The 21442-nt window shown below is 63.0% G+C and carries 23 protein-coding genes; 16 read left to right on the forward strand and 7 right to left on the reverse strand.

Features of this window, described 5'->3' with window-relative positions; all coding sequences use genetic code 11:
- Positions 1-158: 158 nt before the first annotated feature.
- From BJQ17_RS18245 to BJQ17_RS18255, 3 genes are all read right to left on the reverse strand, one after another.
- On the reverse strand, positions 159-1508 hold the full coding sequence (locus BJQ17_RS18245; RefSeq protein WP_070096417.1) for a DUF3426 domain-containing protein: 1350 nt from the start codon (positions 1506-1508) through the stop codon (positions 159-161).
- A 42-nt stretch (positions 1509-1550) separates the two neighbouring features.
- Complete coding sequence (gene prmA, locus BJQ17_RS18250) at positions 1551-2429, reverse strand: 50S ribosomal protein L11 methyltransferase (RefSeq protein WP_070096418.1); 879 nt, start codon at positions 2427-2429, stop codon at positions 1551-1553.
- Between the two features lie 116 nt (positions 2430-2545).
- Positions 2546-3001: a MaoC family dehydratase gene (locus tag BJQ17_RS18255; RefSeq protein WP_019752601.1), complete on the reverse strand. Its 456-nt coding sequence runs from the start codon at positions 2999-3001 to the stop codon at positions 2546-2548.
- A 143-nt stretch (positions 3002-3144) separates the two neighbouring features.
- Here BJQ17_RS18255 and BJQ17_RS18260 point away from each other — a divergent pair, with 143 nt between their 5' ends.
- Genes BJQ17_RS18260 through BJQ17_RS18270 form a run of 3 tightly spaced genes read left to right on the forward strand, consistent with a single transcriptional unit; the run spans position 3145 to position 4820 of the window.
- The gene (locus tag BJQ17_RS18260; protein WP_014861016.1) at positions 3145-3507 is read left to right on the forward strand and encodes a CidA/LrgA family protein; all 363 of its coding nucleotides are present in this window, start codon (positions 3145-3147) and stop codon (positions 3505-3507) included.
- The gene (locus BJQ17_RS18265; protein WP_004576852.1) at positions 3504-4220 is read left to right on the forward strand and encodes an LrgB family protein; all 717 of its coding nucleotides are present in this window, start codon (positions 3504-3506) and stop codon (positions 4218-4220) included. The genes BJQ17_RS18260 and BJQ17_RS18265 overlap by 4 nt, the downstream gene beginning before the upstream one ends.
- 9 nt (positions 4221-4229) lie before the next feature.
- The gene (locus tag BJQ17_RS18270) at positions 4230-4820 is read left to right on the forward strand and encodes an LON peptidase substrate-binding domain-containing protein (RefSeq protein ID WP_003249708.1); all 591 of its coding nucleotides are present in this window, start codon (positions 4230-4232) and stop codon (positions 4818-4820) included.
- A gap of 111 nt (positions 4821-4931) precedes the next feature.
- On the opposite strand, the gene BJQ17_RS18275 is transcribed toward BJQ17_RS18270, so the two are convergent.
- Both BJQ17_RS18275 and BJQ17_RS18280 read right to left on the reverse strand, forming a co-directional pair.
- Entirely contained in the window at positions 4932-6248 is a 1317-nt protein-coding gene (locus BJQ17_RS18275) for a bifunctional DedA family/phosphatase PAP2 family protein (RefSeq protein ID WP_004576853.1), read from the reverse strand.
- 2 nt (positions 6249-6250) lie between these two features.
- The gene (locus BJQ17_RS18280) at positions 6251-6919 is read right to left on the reverse strand and encodes a DNA-3-methyladenine glycosylase (protein ID WP_003249713.1); all 669 of its coding nucleotides are present in this window, start codon (positions 6917-6919) and stop codon (positions 6251-6253) included.
- A gap of 330 nt (positions 6920-7249) precedes the next feature.
- Between BJQ17_RS18280 and BJQ17_RS18285 the strand changes: the two genes are divergently transcribed.
- The 13 genes from BJQ17_RS18285 to BJQ17_RS18345 all read left to right on the forward strand — a co-directional run bounded on the left by BJQ17_RS18285 (position 7250) and on the right by BJQ17_RS18345 (position 19633).
- Positions 7250-8521: a glutamate-5-semialdehyde dehydrogenase gene (locus tag BJQ17_RS18285; protein WP_004576854.1), complete on the forward strand. Its 1272-nt coding sequence runs from the start codon at positions 7250-7252 to the stop codon at positions 8519-8521.
- Entirely contained in the window at positions 8490-9182 is a 693-nt protein-coding gene (gene nadD, locus BJQ17_RS18290; RefSeq protein WP_070096419.1) for a nicotinate-nucleotide adenylyltransferase, read from the forward strand. The genes BJQ17_RS18285 and nadD overlap by 32 nt, the downstream gene beginning before the upstream one ends.
- A 43-nt stretch (positions 9183-9225) precedes the next feature.
- On the forward strand, positions 9226-9645 hold the full coding sequence (gene rsfS / locus BJQ17_RS18295; protein ID WP_009685825.1) for a ribosome silencing factor: 420 nt from the start codon (positions 9226-9228) through the stop codon (positions 9643-9645).
- A gap of 10 nt (positions 9646-9655) precedes the next feature.
- On the forward strand, positions 9656-10123 hold the full coding sequence (gene rlmH / locus BJQ17_RS18300; protein WP_003249722.1) for a 23S rRNA (pseudouridine(1915)-N(3))-methyltransferase RlmH: 468 nt from the start codon (positions 9656-9658) through the stop codon (positions 10121-10123).
- Positions 10124-10139: 16 nt separating this feature from the next.
- Positions 10140-12029 (forward strand): penicillin-binding protein 2, encoded by a 1890-nt coding sequence (gene mrdA / locus BJQ17_RS18305; RefSeq protein WP_070096420.1) that lies wholly within the window; start codon positions 10140-10142, stop codon positions 12027-12029.
- Positions 12030-12067: 38 nt separating this feature from the next.
- On the forward strand, positions 12068-13171 hold the full coding sequence (gene rodA / locus BJQ17_RS18310; protein WP_003249727.1) for a rod shape-determining protein RodA: 1104 nt from the start codon (positions 12068-12070) through the stop codon (positions 13169-13171).
- A 17-nt stretch (positions 13172-13188) separates the two neighbouring features.
- Positions 13189-14199, forward strand: a complete 1011-nt coding sequence (mltB, locus tag BJQ17_RS18315; protein WP_003249729.1) for a lytic murein transglycosylase B — start codon at positions 13189-13191, stop codon at positions 14197-14199.
- The gene (locus BJQ17_RS18320) at positions 14199-15200 is read left to right on the forward strand and encodes a septal ring lytic transglycosylase RlpA family protein (RefSeq protein WP_003249731.1); all 1002 of its coding nucleotides are present in this window, start codon (positions 14199-14201) and stop codon (positions 15198-15200) included. Before mltB ends, BJQ17_RS18320 begins: the two co-directional genes overlap by 1 nt.
- Positions 15201-15420: 220 nt before the next feature.
- Entirely contained in the window at positions 15421-16581 is a 1161-nt protein-coding gene (locus BJQ17_RS18325) for a D-alanyl-D-alanine carboxypeptidase family protein (protein WP_003249733.1), read from the forward strand.
- A 73-nt stretch (positions 16582-16654) separates the two neighbouring features.
- A complete protein-coding gene (locus BJQ17_RS18330; RefSeq protein WP_003249736.1) occupies positions 16655-16930 on the forward strand; it encodes a DUF493 domain-containing protein in 276 nt (91 codons plus the stop codon).
- Positions 16930-17577 (forward strand): lipoyl(octanoyl) transferase LipB, encoded by a 648-nt coding sequence (gene lipB, locus BJQ17_RS18335; RefSeq protein WP_003249738.1) that lies wholly within the window; start codon positions 16930-16932, stop codon positions 17575-17577. Before BJQ17_RS18330 ends, lipB begins: the two co-directional genes overlap by 1 nt.
- Before the next feature lie 2 nt (positions 17578-17579).
- On the forward strand, positions 17580-18596 hold the full coding sequence (gene lipA / locus BJQ17_RS18340) for a lipoyl synthase (protein WP_003249742.1): 1017 nt from the start codon (positions 17580-17582) through the stop codon (positions 18594-18596).
- A gap of 98 nt (positions 18597-18694) precedes the next feature.
- Complete coding sequence (locus BJQ17_RS18345; RefSeq protein WP_070096421.1) at positions 18695-19633, forward strand: LD-carboxypeptidase; 939 nt, start codon at positions 18695-18697, stop codon at positions 19631-19633.
- Between the two features lie 33 nt (positions 19634-19666).
- Here BJQ17_RS18345 and BJQ17_RS18350 read toward each other — a convergent pair whose 3' ends face one another.
- The gene (locus tag BJQ17_RS18350; RefSeq protein WP_003249746.1) at positions 19667-20983 is read right to left on the reverse strand and encodes a lytic murein transglycosylase; all 1317 of its coding nucleotides are present in this window, start codon (positions 20981-20983) and stop codon (positions 19667-19669) included.
- Between the two features lie 60 nt (positions 20984-21043).
- Positions 21044-21208: an alternative ribosome rescue factor ArfA gene (gene arfA, locus BJQ17_RS18355; protein ID WP_003249747.1), complete on the reverse strand. Its 165-nt coding sequence runs from the start codon at positions 21206-21208 to the stop codon at positions 21044-21046.
- Positions 21209-21442: the final 234 nt, after the last annotated feature.

The raw sequence follows: 21442 nt of genomic DNA on the forward strand, positions 1-21442 counted from the left end.
CATGATACCCGCTCTCGATGACTGGATAAAGATGGATTTGGATAAAATCTGAACAGTTGTCGGCTTATGCCTTTGTGCTTCAAGCAGCAAGCGACAGGACAAAAAGCGGTCGCGGTTGGGGCTTCTTGTCTTGTCGCTTGCTGCTGGCCGCTTGTCGCCTACTCCGGCGAACGGAAGCTCAGGCTGTAATTCACGGCCTTCGGCCCAGGGTCGAGGATGTCCAGGGCAATGTGGATTGGCGTCTGGCTGGGCATTTCGCCACGCCCTGCCAGTTCCCCCGACAGGTACTCGCTGGGCTTGAAGCGACGGCTGGCGATCAGTTGGCCATTGAGATCGGCGAAGCGCAGCTCCAGCAATGGGAATGGCTGGGCGAACGGTGCGCGGTTGTAGATGATCGCGTCGACAATGAGTGCGCCCTTGAAGTCCGGGTGGCTGCGCACCACCAGATTGCTGCTTTTGATGCGTGCAATATCGACGCGGGTAGGGACCTGGCAGCCGAGCATCGGGCAGATTTGCTGGAAAATCGGCCGATACTGGTCCTGGCGGGCCATTTCGTCGAAATGGAACCACACGTACTGGAACGCCAGCAGGCCGGCAGCCAGCAGGGTCAGAAAGCCCCACAGCAGGCGCTTGCCCCAGTTGGGTGCGGGTTTTTCCCAGCCTAGCTGCAGCGGGTCATCGACCACATCGACCAGCGGCTCCTTGCGCGAGGGGCGCTCGGGCTTGCCAGCAAAGCCTGGTTCCAGGCGCTCTCCGGGCAGTGGCTCGACGGGCTCGTCGTCGTGCGCCGACAGGCGCAGCGCCAGTGGTTCGTCGTCGCGGGCGCTCAGGCCTTTTTCCGGGGTTTCGTCATCGCTGATGCGCAGCGGTTCGCTGAATGCGGGCTGGTCATCGCGTTCGGCCGCACGGTGCACAGGCGGCTCGCCATCGATGTCCAGGTCAAGGTTGCTGCCCAGGGTAGGCTCGGTACGCTCGCCGGGGGCAGGCTCCAGCTCCAAAGGTTCCGGTTCCAGTAGCACCGGGGTAGGCTCTGCCGGTTCCTGCGGCGCGTAGGGCTCATCGGTAGCCGTACCGAAAAGGTCTTCTGCGTGCTCGTCCGGGTGAAGTTCATCGCGCCGTGCCTGCAGCTTGTCATCCTGGCTGGCCGGGTGGGTCGGGGCCGGTTGGCCGCGACGCTCCAGGCGCTCCAGTTCCTTGTCGAGGTCGAGCTCGTCCAGCGCCTGGGCAGTCAGCGCCCAGTCCTGGTCAGGAGGGGTGCCGCGTACACTGATGGCAGGCTCTGGCGCCAGCTCGGCCAGCGGCTCGGCAGGCACTGCAGGTACCGGTGCCGGCACCACGGGGGCGCTTGTGGTAGCGGCGCGGTTTTGCTCCAGCAGCTGCTTGGCGGCATTGAATACCTGCAGGCAGTGACCGCAGCGCACCACGCCACGCGCCACGCCCAACTGGTGGTGGGTGACGCGAAAGCTGGTCTGGCAATGCGGGCACTGGGTGACGAAACTGTCGGTCATGCGGCGATCCGGGAGCTGTGCAGAAAAGTATTCTAGGCCCGCTTAGCGACGCCGACCACTGATGCGCACCCAGCCGTCGCGCACGACGATCGGGTCCAGTTCAAAGTCGGCGGCATAAGCGGCGGCCACGTCTTCACCTTGCTCGGCGAGGATGCCCGACAGCGCCAGCAGGCCACCTGGGCGAACCAGGCCGGACAACTGTGGCGCCAGCGACACCAGCGGGCCGGCGAGGATGTTGGCAACCAGCACGTCGGCCTGCATCGCCGGCATGTGTTCGGGCAGGTACAGCGCCAGTTTCTCGTCGGCAATGCCGTTGCGTTGGGCGTTGTCGCGCGAAGCCTCGATGGCCTGCACGTCGATGTCGGTACCTACCGCTTCGCGGGCGCCCAGCAGCAGCGCAGCGATGGCCAGGATGCCCGAACCGCAGCCAAAGTCCAGCACCTGGGTGCCTTCAAGCTGCTGGCTGTCGAGCCATTCCAGGCACAGGGCCGTGGTGGGGTGGGTGCCGGTGCCAAAGGCCAGGCCCGGGTCGAGCAGCAGGTTCACGGCGTCCTTTTCCGGGGCATCGTGCCAGCTGGGCACGATCCACAGGCGGCGGCCGAAGCGCATCGGCTGGAAGTTGTCCATCCAGCTGCGCTCCCAGTCCTGATCCTCGATCACCTCGGCCTGGTGCTCGGGCAGCTCGGCGCCGGTCAGCAGGCGCAAGTGGGCGAACACCTGTTCAGGGTCGGCATCGGCCTCGAACAGCGCCAGCAGGTGAGTGTGCGACCACAGCGGGGTGGTGTTGAGGTCTGGTTCGAAGATCGGTTGATCTTCGGCATCCATGAACGTGACCGAGACGGCGCCTACTTCAAGCAGCGCATCTTCATAGGTTTCGGCTTGTTCCGGGCTGATGGCCAGGCGTACTTGCAGCCAGGGCATGGCGGGCACCTTTGATAAATCGACAGGGGCAGCCCTAGGCTGCGCGAAGGCTGGCAGTTTACGCGAGTGCGGGGGATTTGTGGATCGGGGCCTGCACTGCAGCCCCCGGGCATGTATCAGACAAAACAGAGCGACAGCGACTCGGCTATATAAGCAGGCTTCTCTTCACCCTCAATCTCCAGCGTGGCAATCGCCTTGAGTAGCCACTGCCCTGGCTTTTTCTCCACCACCTCGCCCAGCTTTACCTTCAGCCGAACCCGGCTGTCGACCTTGACCGGCTGAATGAAGCGCACGCTGTCCAGCCCGTAGTTCACCACCATCTTCAGCCCTTGCGGCAGGACGAGGATGTCCTCGATCAGCTTGGGGATCAGCGACAAGGTCAGGAAACCATGGGCGATCGTGCCGCCAAACGGGGTTTTTGCTGCCTTCTCAGGGTCGACATGGATGAACTGGAAGTCGCCGGTCGCCTCGGCGAACAGGTTGATGCGCTGCTGGTCGATCTTCACCCACTCCGAGTGGCCCAGCTCCTTGCCAACGTACTGCGAAAGCTCTGTAACCGGTACATGGGGCATCGCGGACTCTCCGAGTTGTCAATTGGTACGAAAGTACAAGATCAGCACGGCGAACCGTTTCAGTCAAGTTGCCCGCTTTTCGGCGAATATCGGTCTATAGCTGAGCGTGCTTATAATGGCGGCCATGCCCGAGGGAGATGCTTATGCTGTTGCGTGGTTTGACCTGGCTGGTACTGTTCCAGCTGCTGGGGACGGCGATCAATCACCTGTTTGTGCCGTTTTTGCCCGGGCCGATCATCGGCCTGTTGTTGCTGCTGCTCTTTCTCATGGCTCGCGGTGAGGTCGGCAAGCCGCTGAACGAGGCCGCCAGCAGCTTGCTGCGCTATCTCCCGCTGCTGCTGGTACCGCCGGCAGTCGGGGTGATGGTATATGCCAAGGACATTGCCGCCGACTTCTGGGCGATTGTCGGGGCCTTGCTGATCTCCTGTCTGTTGACCCTTGTGTTCGTCGGTGTGCTGATGCAAAAGCTCATTCAGCGCCAGGGCAAGCGTGAGGAGCAGCCATGATGCTCGACTGGCAGGGCGCACTCGATGCGGTCATTCACCACCCATTGTTCGGTATTGGCATCACGCTGGGGGCCTATCAGGTCGTGCTGGCAGCCTACGAGAAAACCCGCTGGATCTTCCTGCAACCTGTACTGGTGTCGATGCTGCTGGTGATCGGTGTGTTGCTGCTGTGCGGTATCGATTACAGCGAATACCGCAAAAGCACCGAAATCATGAACATTCTGCTGGGGCCCGCTACGGTGGCCCTGGCTGTGCCGCTCTACCTCAACCTGCGGCGTATCCGCCAGCTGTTCTGGCCGACATTTACTACGCTGGTAGTCGGAGGCCTGTTTGCCACGCTCTGCTGCCTGGTGCTGGGTTGGTGGTTCGGTGCCGAGCACATGATCCTGATGACCATGGCGCCGAAGTCTGTCACCTCGCCGATCGCCATGCTGGTGGCTGAGCAGATTGGCGGCGTGGCGGCCCTGGCGGCAGTGTTCGTGTTGATTACCGGGGTGATCGGGGCGATCTTCGGCCCGGCGTTGCTGAGCCGCTTCGGCGTGCACAGCCCTGAGGCGCGCGGCATGTCGCTGGGCGTGACCGCACACGCAGTGGGCACTTCGGTGGCCCTGCAGGAAAGTGACGAATGCGGCGCCTTTGCCGCGCTGGCGATGAGCCTGATGGGGGTGGCTACAGCGGTGTTCCTGCCGCTGGCAGTCAGCCTGGTGGCTTGAGGAATTGTTATGACGCTACCGCTGTTTCCGCTCAATACCGTGCTGTTTCCTGGCTGCTTCCTCGATTTGCAGATTTTCGAGGCACGCTACCTGGACATGATCGGGCGCTGCATGAAGCAGGGCGAAGGGTTTGGTGTGGTGTGCATCCTTGAGGGCGAACAAGTTGGCAAGGCGCCACCGGTGGTCGCCTCGATCGGCTGTGAAGCGGTGATCCGCGACTTCGTGCAGCAGGATAATGGCTTGCTGGGTATTCGCGTCGAGGGCGTGCGGCGCTTCAATCTGGAAAGCTCCGAGGTGCAGAAGGACCAGTTGCTGGTGGGCCAGGTGCAATGGCTGCCGGAGCAGGCAGACAGCCCGTTGCTGGAGGCCGATGACGACCTGCTGGCGCTGTTGGTGGCCCTGGGTGAGCACCCCATGGTCGAAGCGCTGGGCATGCCGCGCCCGGTGGACGGGCGTCAGGCGCTGGCCAATCAGCTGGCGTACTTGTTGCCGTTCATGGAAGAAGACAAGCTGGACCTGCTGACCCTCGATTCGCCGCAGCAGCGGCTGGGGGAAATCCAGAAGCTGCTGGAGCGGATTCAGGGTGAGTTGTTCGCCTGATGGTTCTGTATTGCCTGTTCCGGCCCCTTCGCGGGTAAACCCGCTCCTACGACAAGCGCGATACCCAGTGTAGGAGCGGGTTTACCCGCGAATAGGCCGGCACAGGCAATATCAATATTGATACCTGACCAACGCCTGCGGCAGCGCATGCATGGCGAAGAACGTCAGCAGCGCCACACATGCCGGCAACACCAGCCACCACACCCGCAGCGGCAGGGCTGGCAGGGTCTGCTGGCGTTGCACCAATGTCAGGCTGAGTGCGCATACGCAACAGGCCAGCAGGGCCCCAGCCAGGATATCGGTTGGCCAGTGCGCCCCCAGGTACACCCGCGACAGGGCAATCGCCAGCGCCGGAATGCACCCCAGCATCACCCAGGTCAGGCGCATGCGTGGTGGCTGGCCACGCCCCGCCAGTACGGCCATTACCAGGAAGAACGCGAACGATGCCGAGCTGTGCCCGCTGGGCATGCTATAGCTGGTCAGTGGGTCGGTCAGTACTTCCGGCCTGGCCCGGGCAAATAGCCATTTCAGTGTGCCGTTGGCGATCGCCGTGCCCATCAACGCGCCAGCGGCGAAAAATGCGTGTCGCCACTGACGGGCAAGCAGCAGCAGGCCGGTCAGCAGGCCGCCGAGGAACAACTGGGTGCGGAAATCGCCTAGCCGTGTCACCAGCACCACGGTGCTGTCGATGGCCTGGCTGCGATGTTCCTGGACCAGTGTCATCACGCCTTGGTCGAACTCATGGAGGTAGGGCCAGCCGAGGAATACACCGGCCAGGGTGATGAAGCTGAGCGCCGCAACCAGCCGGGTGCCGTGGCGTTGATCTCGCAGGCTGGTATTCAGGCTCAGGCCGATCAGCACCGCGAGGGCGCCGGCGATGATCCCGGCGTCCAGCCAGAAGCCTTCCGGCAGGGGCAGGCGCATGGCGGCGCCGGTGGCCCAGCCGGGTAGCAGGTAGGCGACCGACCAGCCGGCGCCCGCCAACAGGCTGACGGCGATGAAGCGCGGCAGGGGCATGTCGAACATGCCGGCGACCATTGGCAGCATCGGCCGCAGCGGGCCGATGAAACGGCCTACCAGCAGGCTGGCGATGCCATAACGCTGGAAGTAGCTTTCGGCGCTGCCGATCCATTCCGGATGGTGACGTAGCAGCGGCAGCCGGCGAATGTTCTGGTGGAAGTACTTGCCCACTGTGTAAGACAAGGCGTCGCCCAGCAGGCCGCCGAGAAAGCCGAGGAGCAGCGTTTCGCCCAGGCTGAACGTGCCGCTGCCGGCCAGTACCGCCACGGCGAACAGCAGTACGGTGCCCGGCACGATAATGCCGGCGATGGCCAGGCATTCGATGCAGGCCACCAGGAAAATCGCCAGGCCAAGCCACTGCGGGTTGGCGCTGAGCCAGCCGGTCAGGCTGTCGAGCCATTGGCCCATGTTCAGCTTCCTTGTTCGAGAATGAAGAAATCACGGCCTTCGACTTGGCCGCGGCGTAACGGGTTCCGTGTGCAGAAACGGGCGTACCCGGCATCGACGAAGCGGTACGGCAGGTGCTCGTCGCGCCCGTGCGGGATGCCCAGGCGAGCGGCCTGGATCACCCGGGGCACGGCGTTGCCGCAGTCCTCGACGTACAGGCGTTCGGCGTCGAAACGCTGGGCGTCCCAATGCGGCACTTTCAGGCCCAGGGCCCGGCATAGCAGGGTCTGGCCGGCGCACAGGCGCTCTTGCGGGCGGATATTGCCGCTTGCATCGGGGTTGTTCAGTTGCATCTGCGCCAGGCTGTCGGGCCCCGAGAGGGCGTCCTGCCAAGGATAGGCAGACTTGATCAGCACCGCGTTGCCCGGCCCGTGGGCGCTGAAGTTCAGCGAGTCGCCGCCGCGGGCGTAGTACATGTAGATATGCCCCCCATCCAGGAACAGCGCCTTGCGTTTTTCGGTATAGCCGAGCGAAGCGTGGCTACCTTTGTCGGAAAGGTAGTAGGCCTCGGTCTCGATGATCCGCGCGGCCAGCCAAAGGTCGCCGTGGCGGTGACGGATGACCTTGCCCAGCAGGGCCTTGGCCAGGGTCTGGGCGTCGCGGTCGAAAAAGCTGTCGGGCAGGGCTGGCATGCGGAGCAGTTCGTGGCTGGAGAGGCGGGGATGATAGCAATGAATGGCTTAATCGAGGCTGAATCGGAGGGTGATGTTGGCAGTGCCGGTCCTTTCGCGGGCATGCCCGCTCCCACTGGTGGTGCATAGGTCCAGGCCTTGTGAAATCCCTGTGGGAGCGGGCGCGCCCGCGAAAGGGCCGCAACAGGCGATGGAAATCTCGATAACCCCGGTTACATCTTTCCTACACATTGCCCCATCCATTTTCGACCATCCGCCACCCGCCGCTGGGCGTACACCTGCGCGGCAGTTATAATCAGCCGATTTCCCCTTCGCCAAGACACCGAACCCATGACTGAGTCCGTTCTTGACTATATGACCCGCCTGGGTCGCGCTGCCCGTGAGGCTTCCCGGGTGATCGGCCGTGCCAGCACTGCGCAGAAGAACCGCGCCCTGCAAGCCGCCGCCGACGCGCTGGACGCTGCCCGTGCCGAACTCACCGCTGCCAACGAGCTGGACCTTGCCGCCGGCCGCGCCAGTGGCCTGGAGCCCGCACTGCTCGACCGTCTGGCGCTGACCCCGGCGCGTATCGACGGCATGATCACCGGCTTGCGCCAGGTGGCCAGCCTGCCGGACCCGGTCGGTGCCATTCGCGACATGAGCTACCGCCCATCGGGCATTCAGGTAGGCAAGATGCGTACCCCGCTGGGGGTGATCGGGATCATCTATGAATCGCGCCCGAACGTGACCATTGATGCCGCCAGCCTGTGCCTCAAGTCGGGCAATGCAACCATCCTGCGTGGCGGTTCCGAAGCCATCCACTCCAACCGCGCCATTGCCACCTGCATTCAGCGTGGCCTGGCCGAAGCCGGCCTGCCGGCGGCGGTGGTGCAGGTGGTCGAAACCACCGACCGCGAAGCGGTGGGCGCGCTGATCAGCATGCCGGAATTCGTCGATGTCATCGTACCGCGCGGAGGCCGTGGCCTGATCGAGCGCATCAGCCGCGATGCCCGCGTGCCGGTGATCAAGCACCTGGACGGCATCTGCCACATCTATGTCAGCCAGCATGCCGATCTGGACAAGGCCTGGAATGTGGCTTTCAACGCCAAGACCTACCGCTACGGCATCTGCGGTGCCATGGAAACGCTGCTGGTCGACCAACAAGTGGCTGAGCGCTTCCTGCCAGAAATGGCCCGCCGCTTCGTGGAGAAGGGCGTGGAGCTGCGCGGTTGCGAGCGTACCCAGGCTATCATTAGCGCCAAACCGGCCACCGAAGCCGATTGGCACACGGAATATCTCGATGCGATCCTGTCGATTCGCGTGGTCGACGGCCTGAACCAGGCCATCGAGCACATCAACCACTATGGCTCGCACCACACCGACTCGATCATCAGCGAACACCAGGGTGAAGCCCGTCAGTTCATGGCTGAGGTCGATTCGGCGTCGGTCATGCTCAACACCCCGACCTGCTTTGCCGATGGCTTCGAGTACGGCCTGGGTGCGGAAATCGGTATTTCCACCGACAAGCTGCATGCCCGCGGCCCTGTCGGCCTGGAAGGCCTGACCTGCGAGAAGTATGTGGTGATCGGCGATGGCCAGTTGCGCGGTCAGGGGTCCTGCTGAGTTGAGCAAGGCCCAGGCAGTCCGGCGTATCGGCATTCTAGGTGGTACCTTCGACCCCGTGCATATCGGCCACTTGCGCAGCGCGCTGGAAGTGGCCGAGTTCATGGGGCTGGATGAGCTACGCCTGTTGCCCAATGCCCGGCCGCCGCACCGCGACACGCCACAGGTGGCCGCGCAGGATCGCCTGGCCATGGTCCGTGAAGCGGTGCAGGGCGTCGCTTGCCTGAGCGTCGATGCCCGCGAGCTGGAACGTGACAAGCCGTCGTACACCATCGATACGCTGGAATCGATCCGCGCCGAACTGTCCGGCAACGACCAGTTGTTCCTGGTGCTGGGTTGGGATGCCTTCTGTGGTCTGCCCGCCTGGCATCGCTGGGAAGAATTGCTGCAACACTGTCACATCCTGGTACTGCAACGTCCGGATGCCGACGTAGAACCCCCTGACGAGTTGCGCAACCTGTTGGCTGCGCGCTCGGAGAGCGATCCCACCGCCATGTCCGGCCCGGCGGGAAATATTTCGTTCGTCTGGCAGACGCCGCTTGCGGTGTCGGCTACACAGATCCGACAGCTGCTGGCCAGCGGCAAATCGGTGAGGTTCCTGGTGCCGGACGCCGTACTGGCCTATATCGAGGCGCACGAACTGTATCGTGCGCCCAACTGACGGTGCCTCTGGCGCCTCATCCAACGAGTTGAACGAGTTTTATATGACCAAGCAGAAAATTTACGGCGAAGAACTGGTCGCAGTGACCAAGGCAGCGCTGGAAGACGTCAAGGCCCAGGACATCCAGGTCATCGACGTGCGCGAGAAGCACAGCCTGACCGACTACATGATCATTGCCACCGGTACCTCCAACCGCCAGATCAACGCGATGGCCGAAAAGGTCCGTGAAGCCGTCAAGGCCAAGGGCGCCCAGCCACTGGGTGAAGAAGGCAAGGGCGACAGCGACTGGGTGCTGCTGGACCTGAACGACGTCATCGTGCACATGATGACCGCCGCTGCCCGCCAGTTCTACGACCTTGAGCGCCTGTGGCAGGGTGCCGAGCAAAGCCGTGCCGCCGATGGCAAGCACCACAGCCCGGACCATGCCCACGAGTACTCCGACAAGCTCAAAGACCGCGAATAAGGAAAGCGCTGTGCGTCTGCGCCTGATTGCGGTCGGCTCGCGCATGCCGAAGTGGGTCGAGGAAGGCTGGCATGAATATGCCAAGCGCCTGCCCGCCGAGCTGTCGCTGGAGCTGGTGGAAATCCCGCTGAATACCCGTGGCAAGAATGCCGACGTCGCCCGCCTGATCCGTCAGGAGGGCGAAGCCATGCTGAGCAAGGTGCAGCCTGGGGAACGCATTGTCACCCTCGAGGTCCATGGCAAGCCCTGGAGTACCGAACAGCTGGCCACCGAGCTGGACCGCTGGCGCCTGGATGCGCGCACGGTGAATTTGATGGTGGGTGGCCCGGAGGGCCTGGCGCCTGAGGTTTGCGCACGCGCCGAGCAACGTTGGTCGCTGTCGCCGCTGACGTTGCCGCACCCGTTGGTAAGGATACTCATCGGCGAGCAGATCTACCGCGCCTGGACCGTGTTGTCCGGGCACCCTTACCACAAATGAGCCTGTAAGCAGTCCGATGTCGCAGCCGATCCGTCTCAAGGACCACGAGAAAGACGCCCGCCTGGTGCGCAACCGCGTCGTGGTCGGCGCAGTCGCGATCATGCTGCTTGTGTGCGTGTTGATCGCACGGCTGTACTACCTGCAGATCATCCAGTACGACTACCACTCCACGCTGTCGGAGAACAACCGGGTGCATGTGCAGCCGATCCCGCCGACCCGCGGGTTGATCTTCGACCGCAAAGGGGTGATCGTTGCCGACAACCGGCCCAGCTTCAGCCTGTCGATGACCCGCGAACGTGCGGGTAACTGGCAGGAAGTGCTTGATACCATCGTCGAAGTGCTTGAGCTCACCGCTGACGACCGTGCCCTGTTCGAGAAGCGCATGCGCCAAGGCCGCCGGCCATTCGAGCCGGTGCCGATTCTGTTCGAGCTCAACGAAGAGCAGATTGCCCGCGTGGCGGTAAACCAGTTCCGCCTGCCGGGTGTCGAGGTGGTGGCCCAGCTGGTGCGGCATTACCCGCAGGGTGCGCATTTTGCCCATTCGGTGGGTTATGTAGGGCGGATCAACGAGAAAGAGCTGAAAACGCTCGACCCGGTGAACTACAGCGGTACCCACCATATCGGCAAGACCGGCATCGAGCGCTTCTACGAGGCCGCCCTGCACGGTCAGGTGGGTTACGAGGAAGTCGAGACCAACGCCCGTGGCCGTGTGCTGCGGGTGCTCAAGCGCACCGACCCGAAGCCGGGCAAGGACATTGTGCTGAGCCTGGACATCAAGCTGCAGGAGGCCGCTGAAGCCGCCCTGGGAGGCCGGCGTGGTGCAGTGGTTGCGCTCGACCCGCGCACCGGCGAGGTACTGGCGATGGTGAGTCAGCCTAGCTTCGACCCCAACCTGTTCGTCACCGGCATCAGCTTCAAGGCCTATGCCGAATTGCGCGATTCGATCGATCGGCCGCTGTTCAACCGCGTGCTGCGTGGCCTGTACCCGCCGGGGTCGACCATCAAGCCGGCGGTGGCTATTGCCGGTCTGGACAGTGGCGTCGTGAATGCCAGCAGCAGGGTGTTCGACCCTGGCTACTACCAGTTGCCCAACTACGACCATAAATACCGTAACTGGAACCGCTCCGGTGATGGCTGGGTCGACCTGGACACCGCCATCATGCGGTCGAACGACACCTACTTCTATGACCTTGCGCACAAGATGGGCATCGATCGGTTGTCCAGCTACATGAACAAGTTCGGTATCGGCCAGCGGGTATCCCTCGATATGTTCGAGGAGTCTGCCGGGTTGATGCCGTCGCGCGAATGGAAGCGTGCCACCCGACGCCAGGCCTGGTTCCCCGGCGAAACCCTGATTCTCGGCATCGGCCAGGGTTACATGCAGGCCACGCCGCTGCAGCTGGCCCAGGCCACTGCATTGATCGCCAACAAAGGTGTGTGGAACCGCCCACACCTGGCCAAGACCATCGAAGGCCTGCCGCCGGTGGACGACAACCCCATGGAAGACATCGTGCTGCGTGACAAGTCCGACTGGGCCAAGGTCACCCATGGCATGGAACAGGTGATGCACAACGCCCGCGGTACCGCGCGCAAGGCAGCAGCCGGTGCCCAGTACCGCATTGCCGGCAAGAGCGGCACCGCCCAGGTGGTGGCGATCAAGCAGGGCGAGAAGTATGACCGCAACAAACTCCAGGAGCGCCACCGCGACCATGCCTTGTTCGTCGCGTTTGCCCCAGCCGAAGCCCCGAAAATCGTGGTTTCGGTGATGGTCGAGAACGGTGAGTCCGGCTCGGGTGTCGCCGCTCCGGTGGTTCGCCAGATCATGGACGCCTGGCTGCTCGACGAAAACGGCCGGCTCAAACCCGAGTTCGCGCCCGCCACCGTTACCCAGGAATCGGCCCTGTGATGAACAATTTCGATCGCATGCTCTCCAGCGAGGATGTGATGCGTCGGCGTGCGAGCTTTCTGCAACGCATTCATATCGACGGCCCCTTGCTGATCATTCTGCTGACCCTTGCGGCCGGCAGCCTGTTCGTACTGTATTCGGCCAGTGGCAAGAACTGGGACCTGCTGCTCAAGCAAGCCACCTCGTTTGGCATCGGTCTGGTGTCGATGTTCGTCATCGCCCAGCTGGAGCCGCGCTTCATGGCGCGTTGGGTGCCGCTGGCCTACCTGGCCGGGGTGCTGTTGCTGGTAGTGGTGGACGTGATGGGCCACAACGCCATGGGTGCCACGCGCTGGATCAACATTCCGGGGGTGATCCGCTTCCAGCCCTCGGAGTTCATGAAGATCATCATGCCGGCGACCATCGCCTGGTACCTGTCCAAGCGCACCTTGCCGCCCCATTTGAAGCACGTGGCGATCAGCCTGGTGCTGATCGGCGTGCCGTTCATGCTGATCGTACGTCAGCCCGACCTGGGGACTGCGCTGCTGATCCTGGCCTCCGGTGCCTTCGTGCTGTTCATGGGCGGCTTGCGCTGGCGCTGGATCCTCAGCGTGCTGGCGGCAGCCGTGCCCGTCGCGGTGGCCATGTGGTTCTTCGTCATGCACGACTACCAGAAGCAGCGGGTATTGACCTTCCTCGACCCTGAAAGCGACCCGTTGGGCACCGGTTGGAACATCATCCAGTCCAAGGCGGCGATCGGCTCGGGCGGGGTGTTTGGCAAAGGCTGGCTGCTTGGCACGCAGTCGCACCTGGACTTTTTGCCGGAAAGCCACACCGACTTCATCATCGCCGTGCTCGGCGAGGAGTTCGGCCTGGTTGGCATCTGCCTGCTGCTGATTGTCTACCTGCTGCTGATCGGCCGTGGTCTGGTGATCACCGCCCAGGCGCAGACCCTGTTCGGCAAGCTGCTTGCGGGCAGCCTGACCATGACTTTTTTTGTATACGTGTTCGTCAATATCGGAATGGTAAGTGGCCTTCTGCCCGTGGTGGGCGTGCCGCTACCTTTCATCAGCTATGGCGGAACATCGTTGGTGACGCTGCTGTCAGCGTTTGGCGTTTTGATGTCGATCCATACGCACCGCAAATGGATCGCGCAGGTTTGAATAAGGTGAACAATTTCATGCAAGCAGTGCGTAACTGGGCTGCCCGTTGTGCGCCTTGGATCGGTGCGGTGGGCCTGTTCGGCGCTGTACAGCTGGCCCATGCCGGCGAATACGACGGCTCGCCCCAGGTAGCCGCGTTCGTTGGCGAAATGAGCCGCGACTATGGTTTTGCGCCTGAGCAACTGATGGGTGTGTTCCGTGAGGTACAGCGCAAGCAGTCGATCCTCGACGCCATATCGCGCCCGGCCGAGCGGGTCAAACCGTGGAAGGACTATCGGCCGATGTTCATCACCGATGCACGTATCGCTCGCGGTGTGGATTTCTGGCGTCAGCACGAGGCTGTGTTGGCACGTGCCGAGCAGGAGTACGGCGTACCTGCGCAGTACATTGTCGCAATCATCGGCGTGGAAACCTTTTTTGGCCGCAATACCGGCAACTACCGGGTGATCGACGCCCTGTCGACGCTGGGCTTCGACTACCCGCCACGGGCCGAGTTCTTCCGCAAGGAGCTGCGTGAGTTCCTGCTGCTGGCCCGGGATGAGCAACTCGACCCCTTGACGCTCAAGGGCTCGTACGCTGGCGCCATGGGGCTGCCGCAGTTCATGCCAAGCAGCTTCCGCAACTACGCGGTGGACTTCGACGGGGACGGCCACATCAATATCTGGAACAACCCTGACGATGCCATCGGCAGTGTGGCCAGCTACTTCAAGCGCCACGGCTGGGTGGCCGGCGAGGGTGTGGTCAGCCGCGCCTGGGTGGAAGGCATGCGCGCCGACGAAGGCCTGACCACCGGCATCGAGCCGGTGAAAACGGTAGGGGAGTTGCGTACGCTTGGCTGGTCGGTTCATGATTCGCTGCGCGATGATCTGCCGGTTACCGCCTTCCGTCTCGAGGGCGAGAGCGGCCCCGAGTACTGGATGGGCCTGAAGAACTTCTACGCGATCACTCGCTACAACCGCAGTGTGATGTATGCCATGGCGGTACATCAGCTTGCGGAACAGCTGGTTCAAGTACGGGGCGTCAAGTAATGCGCGCAATCATCTCTGGCAACGCTTTCAAGCTGCTCACCTGCCTCGCCGTCGGTGTGGCGCTGGCCAGCTGCTCTTCCAACCGCCCGGCCCCGAAAAGCAGTGGTAACGTCGTGCGCAGCCAGCCGGGCCTGGACATCAACCGGGCGCACAAGGACGGCGCACCGTGGTGGGACGTGGATGTGAACAAGATCCCCGATGCCACCCCGACCGTGCACACCGGTAACTACAAGGCCAACCCCTACACGGTGCTTGGCAAGACCTACTACCCGATGCAGGACTCGCGCAACTACCGCGCCGAGGGTACGGCGTCGTGGTACGGCACCAAGTTCCATGGGCAGAACACCGCCAATGGCGAACTGTACGACCTGTATGGCATGAGCGCGGCTCACAAGACCCTGCCTCTGCCGGCCTACGTCAAGGTGACCAACCTCGCCAATAACCGCAGCGTGATCCTGCGGGTCAACGACCGTGGCCCGTTCTATTCCGACCGCATCATCGATTTGTCCTATGCTGCGGCAAAAAAGCTCGGTTATGCCGAGATCGGTACCGCGCACGTGCGCGTCGAGGGCATCGACCCGCAGCAGTGGTGGGCCCAGCGTGGCCAGACCCCACCTATGGTGCTGAAAGAGCCGCAAGTGGCCCAGACCCAGGCAATACCGGCCAGTACCGGGCGTGTCGAGCAATGGACCCCGCCGCCACAGCAGCACGCCGCGCCCGTGGTACCGGTGCAGGTGGGTGGCAATAACGTGCCCGGCGGTAGCGGTGGCAGTTTCTTGCAGGTAGGCGCGTTCGCCAACCCGGACGCTGCCGAGTTGCTGCGCGCCAAGCTCAGCACCATGGTCAATGCACCCGTGTTCATCAGCTCGATCGTGCGTAACCAGCAGACCCTGCACCGCGTGCGCCTGGGGCCGATCGGCAGCCAGGGCGAGATCCAGCAAGCACAGGACAGCATTCGCCTGGCGAACTTGGGGCAGGCAAAGCTGGTCACAGCAGACTGACTGTGGGGGCGAGCGCGCCTGTGAAGACGGCAACACCAAACTGTCGGTTTTGTCATGAATTGCCGGTCGCGGCCATGTACAATGACCGCTTTTGCCCGCAGCGACATAAAGCCGCACGTTCGCGGGCCAGGCCAACGGCCATAAAACTAGACTGACTGGCGCTGGGCACATGATCTTGCCCAGGGAACATCTCAGACCATTAGCGATTTTCGAGAGACGGATGAACATCACCAACCTTGCCAAACGACTTTGCCTGCCTGTACTGCTGCTGATCACGCCTGCCGCCTTCGCGGCGGAGCAGATGACGCCTGCGCCACCCCAACTGGCAGCCAAGTCCTACGTACTCATGGACGCGTCCAGCGGCAACGTGCTGGTCGAGAACAACGGTGACGAGCGCCTGCCGCCAGCCAGCCTGACCAAGCTGATGACCGCCTACATCGCCACCCTGGACATCCGCCGCGGCCAGATCGGTGAAAGCGACCCGGTTACCGTCAGCGAAAACGCCTGGCGTACCGGCGGTTCGCGCATGTTCATCAAGGTTGGCAGCCAGGTCACGGTCAGCGACTTGCTGCACGGCATCATCATCCAGTCCGGTAACGACGCCTCGGTCGCGTTGGCCGAGCACATCGCCGGCAGCGAAGATGCCTTTGCCGACATGATGAACAAGACGGCTGCCGACCTGGGCATGACCAACAGCCACTTCATGAACCCGACCGGCCTGCCGAACCCCGAGCACTACTCGTCGGCGCACGACATGGCAACCCTGGCCCGTGCGATCATCAATGTCGACCCGGCCCACTACGCCATCTACTCGCAGAAAGAGTTTTTCTGGAACAACATCAAGCAGCCTAACCGCAACCTGCTGCTGTGGCGCGACAAGACCGTCGATGGCCTGAAAACCGGTCACACCGACGAAGCCGGCTACTGCATGGTGGCGTCGGCCGTTCGTGACGGCCAGCGCCTGATCGCCGTGGTGTTCGGTACCAACAGCGAACAATCGCGTGCTGCCGAAACCCAGAAGCTGCTGACCTACGGTTTCCGCTTCTTCGAAACCCAGACCTTCTACCAGAAGGGCACCGAGCTGACCCAGGCCCCGGTCTGGAAGGGCGCTACCAGCCAGATCAAGGCTGGCCTGGCTGACGACCTGACCATGACTATGCCTAAAGGCCAATTGAAGCGCCTGCAGGCTTCGATGACCATGAACCCGCAGCTCACCGCACCGATCGCCAAAGGTGACGTGATCGGCAAAGTGGAAGTCAAACTGGACGAGAAAGTGGTTCACAGCGCCGACCTGATTGCCCTTGATGGCGTCGAGGAAGGTGGTTTCTTCCGCCGTATGTGGGATAGCATCCGTCTATTCTTCTACGGGTTGTTCAACTGATACGTGACCTGCATGCCCCCGCGCCTACCGCGGGGGTGTTGTTGTTGCCACGGCTTACGAGGCCGTTTCCGCCATGAGCGAACCAGACGTCAAGTCGCACAAGATCGAATTCCCTTGCGACGATTACCCGATCAAGGTCATCGGTGACACCGTTGTCGGTTTCAAGGACACGGTCATCGAGATTCTCAGCAAGCACGCCAAAGTCGACCTTTCCACCCTGGCCGAACGCCAGAGCAAGGAAGGCAAGTACACCACCGTGCAATTGCACATCGTTGCCGAAAGCGAGAACCAGTTGCACGATATCAACAGCGCCCTGCGCGCTACCGGCATCGTGAAAATGGTGCTTTGATGTCCGCCTGCCTCGGTTTTCGCGAGCTTGGCCTGCAGCCCTATGAACCGGTGCTGGAGGCCATGCGTCGTTTTACCGAGCAGCGCAGCCCGGACAGCCAGGATGAAATCTGGCTGGTCGAGCACCCTGCGGTCTTCACCCAGGGGCAGGCCGGCAAGGCCGAGCACCTGCTGGTGCCGGGCGACATCCCGGTGGTGCAGACCGACCGCGGCGGCCAGGTCACCTACCATGGCCCCGGGCAGCTGGTGGCTTACCTGCTGCTGGATGTGCGCCGGCTGGGCTTTGGCGTGCGTGAGCTGGTCAGCCGTATCGAGCTGGCCCTCATCGACCTGCTCGCCAGCTATGCTGTTCAGGCGTCTGCTAAGCCCGATGCCCCGGGTGTCTATGTCGACGGAGCGAAAATCGCCTCCCTCGGCCTGCGAATTCGCAACGGCCGTTCGTTTCACGGCCTTGCCCTGAACGTGGACATGGACCTTGCGCCATTCCGCCGAATCAACCCCTGCGGCTATGCGGGGCTGGCGATGACCCAGCTGCGCGATCTGGCAGGTCCGATCGAACTCGACGAGGTCAGGACAAGGCTGCGCGGACAGCTGGTCAAGCACCTCGACTACGCTGAGCAGACGACCCTCACGGGCGGAATCGACTGAATATGACAACTGTGCAAGAAGCCGTGCCGAACCTGATACCTACCCAGGATGCCACCCCGCGCCCAGCGCCGAAGAAGGTGGAAGCTGGGGTCAAGCTGCGTGGTGCCGACAAAGTCGCGCGCATCCCGGTGAAGATCATCCCTACCGATGAGCTGCCAAAGAAGCCCGACTGGATTCGCGTGCGTATCCCGGTGTCGCCCGAGGTAGACCGCATCAAACAACTGCTGCGCAAGCACAAACTGCACAGCGTATGCGAAGAGGCCTCCTGCCCGAACCTGGGCGAGTGCTTCTCGGGTGGTACCGCCACCTTCATGATCATGGGTGACATCTGCACCCGTCGTTGCCCGTTCTGCGACGTTGGCCATGGCCGACCGAAGCCGCTGGATCTGGACGAGCCGAAAAACCTGGCGGTTGCCATTGCCGACCTGCGCCTGAAGTATGTGGTGATCACCTCGGTGGACCGCGACGACCTGCGTGACGGCGGTGCCCAGCACTTTGCTGACTGCATCCGGGAAATCCGTGCGCTGTCACCGGGGGTGCAGTTGGAGACCTTGGTGCCGGACTACCGTGGCCGTATGGACGTTGCTCTGGAAATCACCGCGCAAGAGCCACCAGATGTGTTCAACCACAACCTCGAGACCGTACCGCGCCTGTACAAGGCCGCGCGCCCGGGCTCGGACTATGACTGGTCGCTGGACTTGCTGCAGAAATTCAAGCAGCTGGTGCCACACGTACCGACCAAGTCCGGCCTGATGCTCGGCCTGGGCGAAACCGACGAGGAAGTGATCGAAGTGATGCATCGCATGCGCGAGCATGACATCGACATGCTCACCCTTGGCCAGTACCTGCAGCCGTCGCGTAGCCACTTGCCGGTGCAGCGTTTCGTTCACCCGGACACCTTTGCCTGGTTCGCCGAGGAAGGTTACAAGATGGGCTTCAAGAACGTTGCCTCTGGCCCGCTGGTGCGTTCTTCGTACCACGCCGACCAGCAGGCCCACGAAGCCAAGATCAAGCTCTGAGCTATGCGCTAGCCTAGAGCAGAGCCACAGATGCCGATGCGCGCCCAAGGGCGGCATCGGCATTTTTGTTTGTGTCCCATGCGCTGCAAGGAGTCGCGATGTATTGCGCCAAAACCTTTCAACCCACCCTGCCAGCCGCGCTGCCGGCCAACGCATGTTTTGCCATTGTCGCCCCGGCGGGCGCGGCGCGGCTTGATGCGCAGAAGGTTAGCCAGTGGTTCGTTGACCGCGGCTACCGGTGCCGTATCTACCCGGGTGCCCTGCAGGCGCAGGGCTACCTGGCGGGGCCGGACCAGCAGCGCCTGCAGGACTTGCATGCAGCGTTTGCCGATCCGGCCATGGACGCCATCCTGTGCATGCGTGGGGGCTACGGCAGCATGCGCCTGCTTGACCAGCTCGACTTTGAACTGATCCGGCGCAACCCCAAGCCGCTGATCGGCTACAGCGACATCACCGCGCTGCATACGGCGATCTACCGGCATGCCGGGCTGCTGACCTTCCATGGGGGGATGCTCAATGCCGACCTGTTGGGGGCCAAGTTGCCACCGACCGAGTCGTCGTTGCTGGCGCAACTGGGTGGGCATGTGAGGGCAGGCGAGCAGGTCGCGCACCCGGCGGGCTTCGCATTGGACTGCGTGCTGCCGGGGGTGGCCAGCGGACCGCTGCTGGGTGGCAACCTGTCGATGCTGGGGGCGACCATGGGGACCCTTGCCGAGCTGGATACCCAGGGCTGCATCCTGTTCATCGAGGACGTCAACGAGCCGTTGTACCGGGTGGATCGGCTGCTGACCCAGTTACGCCTGGCAGGCAAGCTGGAGGGGATCAAAGGCGTGTTGGTGGGCGACTTTGCCGGGATTACCACCGCGGCGCTGACGCCGTTGCTGGAGGATACGTTTGCACCGCTGGGTGTGCCGGTGCTGGCGGGTTGGCGCAGCGGGCACTGTGACCCGAATGTCTGCTTGCCCCTGGGGGCTCGGGTGAGGCTGGACAGTGTTCAGCAAACACTGGTGCTGGAGCAGGATCTGGTCAGGGCGTGAGATTACCGGGGCCGCGCAGCGGCCCCGGAATGCTTACTGCTGGCGCAGGCTCTCAAGCAGCTTATGGGTCGGGTAGCCATCCGCCGGCCATCCCAGCCCTTGCTGGGCATTGCGGATTGCCTTGCGGGTATTGGCCCCGATAATGCCATCGGCATTACCCGCATCATGCCCGCGGCTGTTCAGCAAGTTCTGCAACTCCATGCGCTCGCTGCGGCTGAGCGGCAGGTCCTCTTTCGGCCAGCTGCCGGCAATGAAGCCCCAGCCGCTGAAGCGATCCCCGAGCAGGCTCACCGCCAGGGCATAGGACGACGAGTTGTTGTACTTGAGGATGGCGCGGAAGTTGTCCAGCACCAGGAACGCCGGGCCGCGTGCACCGGCCGGCAGCAGCAGGGCGGCAGACAGCTGGTTGCTACCTGGCGGCAGCTGGGTACCCGCTGGCAGTTTCACGCCCATCGCCAGCCATTCACTCACCGGTTTGCGCAGTGCGCCATCGGCCTGCCAGAAGTCGAAGCCGGCCGGCACCTGTACCTCGAAGCCCCACGGTTGGCCGCGTTTCCAGCCCGAACTTTGCAGGTAGTGCGCTGTTGAGGCAAGGGCGTCTGGTGTGCTGTTCCAGATGTCGCGGCGGCCATCGCCGTCGAAGTCCACGGCATGGGTGTTGTAGGTGGTCGGAATGAACTGGGTCTGGCCCATGGCGCCGGCCCACGAGCCACGCATGGCTTCAGGCTGGATGTCTCCGTGCTGGATGATCTGCAGCGCGGCAATCAGCTGGTCCTGGGCGAACTGTGGGCGGCGGCCCTCATAGGCCAAAGTGGCCAGCGAGCGGATCACCGACTTGTTGCCCTGGAACTGGCCGAAGTTGCTTTCCATGCCCCACACCGCGACCAGCACCTGGCGGTCCACGCCATAGCGTTGCTCAAGGCGAGTCAGCAGCTCGGCGTTCTGCTCCAGCAGCTTCTTGCCGTTGCGCACACGCAGGGGCGACAGGGCGCCTTCGAGGTATTCCCACACCGGGCGGGTGAACTCCGGCTGGCTGCGGTCTGCCTTGATCACGTCCAGGTCGGGGGTGACACCGAGGAAGGCGCGGTCGAAGGTGCTCGGCGAAATGCCGGCTTGCAGTGCCTGCTCGCGGAAGCCTGCTTGCCATTGGGCGAAGGTTTGCAGGGGCTGGATGTCAGTGCTGACGTCGGGCGTTGCGCCGGGCACGGTCACCACGGGATTGGGTTGGGCAGGGGCCAGCGGCAGCGCGTCGGCGGCGGTGGGCTTTTCCGCACAGGCCACGAGCAGAATGAAGCTGGAGGCCGCGATCAGCTGGCGGGTTTCCCAGCGGGGGATAAGACGGAAGAGCATGCACAGATCCAGAGTTGCAGGTCAGGTGACGACCATATCATGCCTGCGCTTGCGATGCTTTCATGCAGCCAAAAAGTAGGAAGCCTCCCAATCTCTCGATTGGAAGGCTTCGCGGCGGTAGCTGCCTTTGCCCTTGTTCGGTTGTTCCTGGCGGCAGCGGAACAGTGGCTGGGCAACGATGGACTTGGCCTTGTTGGGGCCGTGCTTTTTCGGCTTTTTGCTCATGGTGGGCTTCCCGGGTTGGGTGAGTTTCGGGCGCACTGTAGGCTCCCTGAAGGGTGGGGGCCAATTGATTGTGTATATGGTCGAGGCGCTGGTGCCTATGTGTAGGAGCGGGTTTACCCGCGAATACGGTGGCGGCGGCAACGGTGAACGGCGGGTGGAGATTGGTTAGCAGGCCCGGCCCTTTCGCGGGTAAACCCGCTCCTACGACGACCTGTGCCCAACCTTCGATGCGTT

This window comes from Pseudomonas sp. NBRC 111139, from assembly GCF_001753955.1.
In the GTDB taxonomy this organism is placed as follows: Bacteria; Pseudomonadota; Gammaproteobacteria; order Pseudomonadales; family Pseudomonadaceae; genus Aquipseudomonas; species Aquipseudomonas alloputida.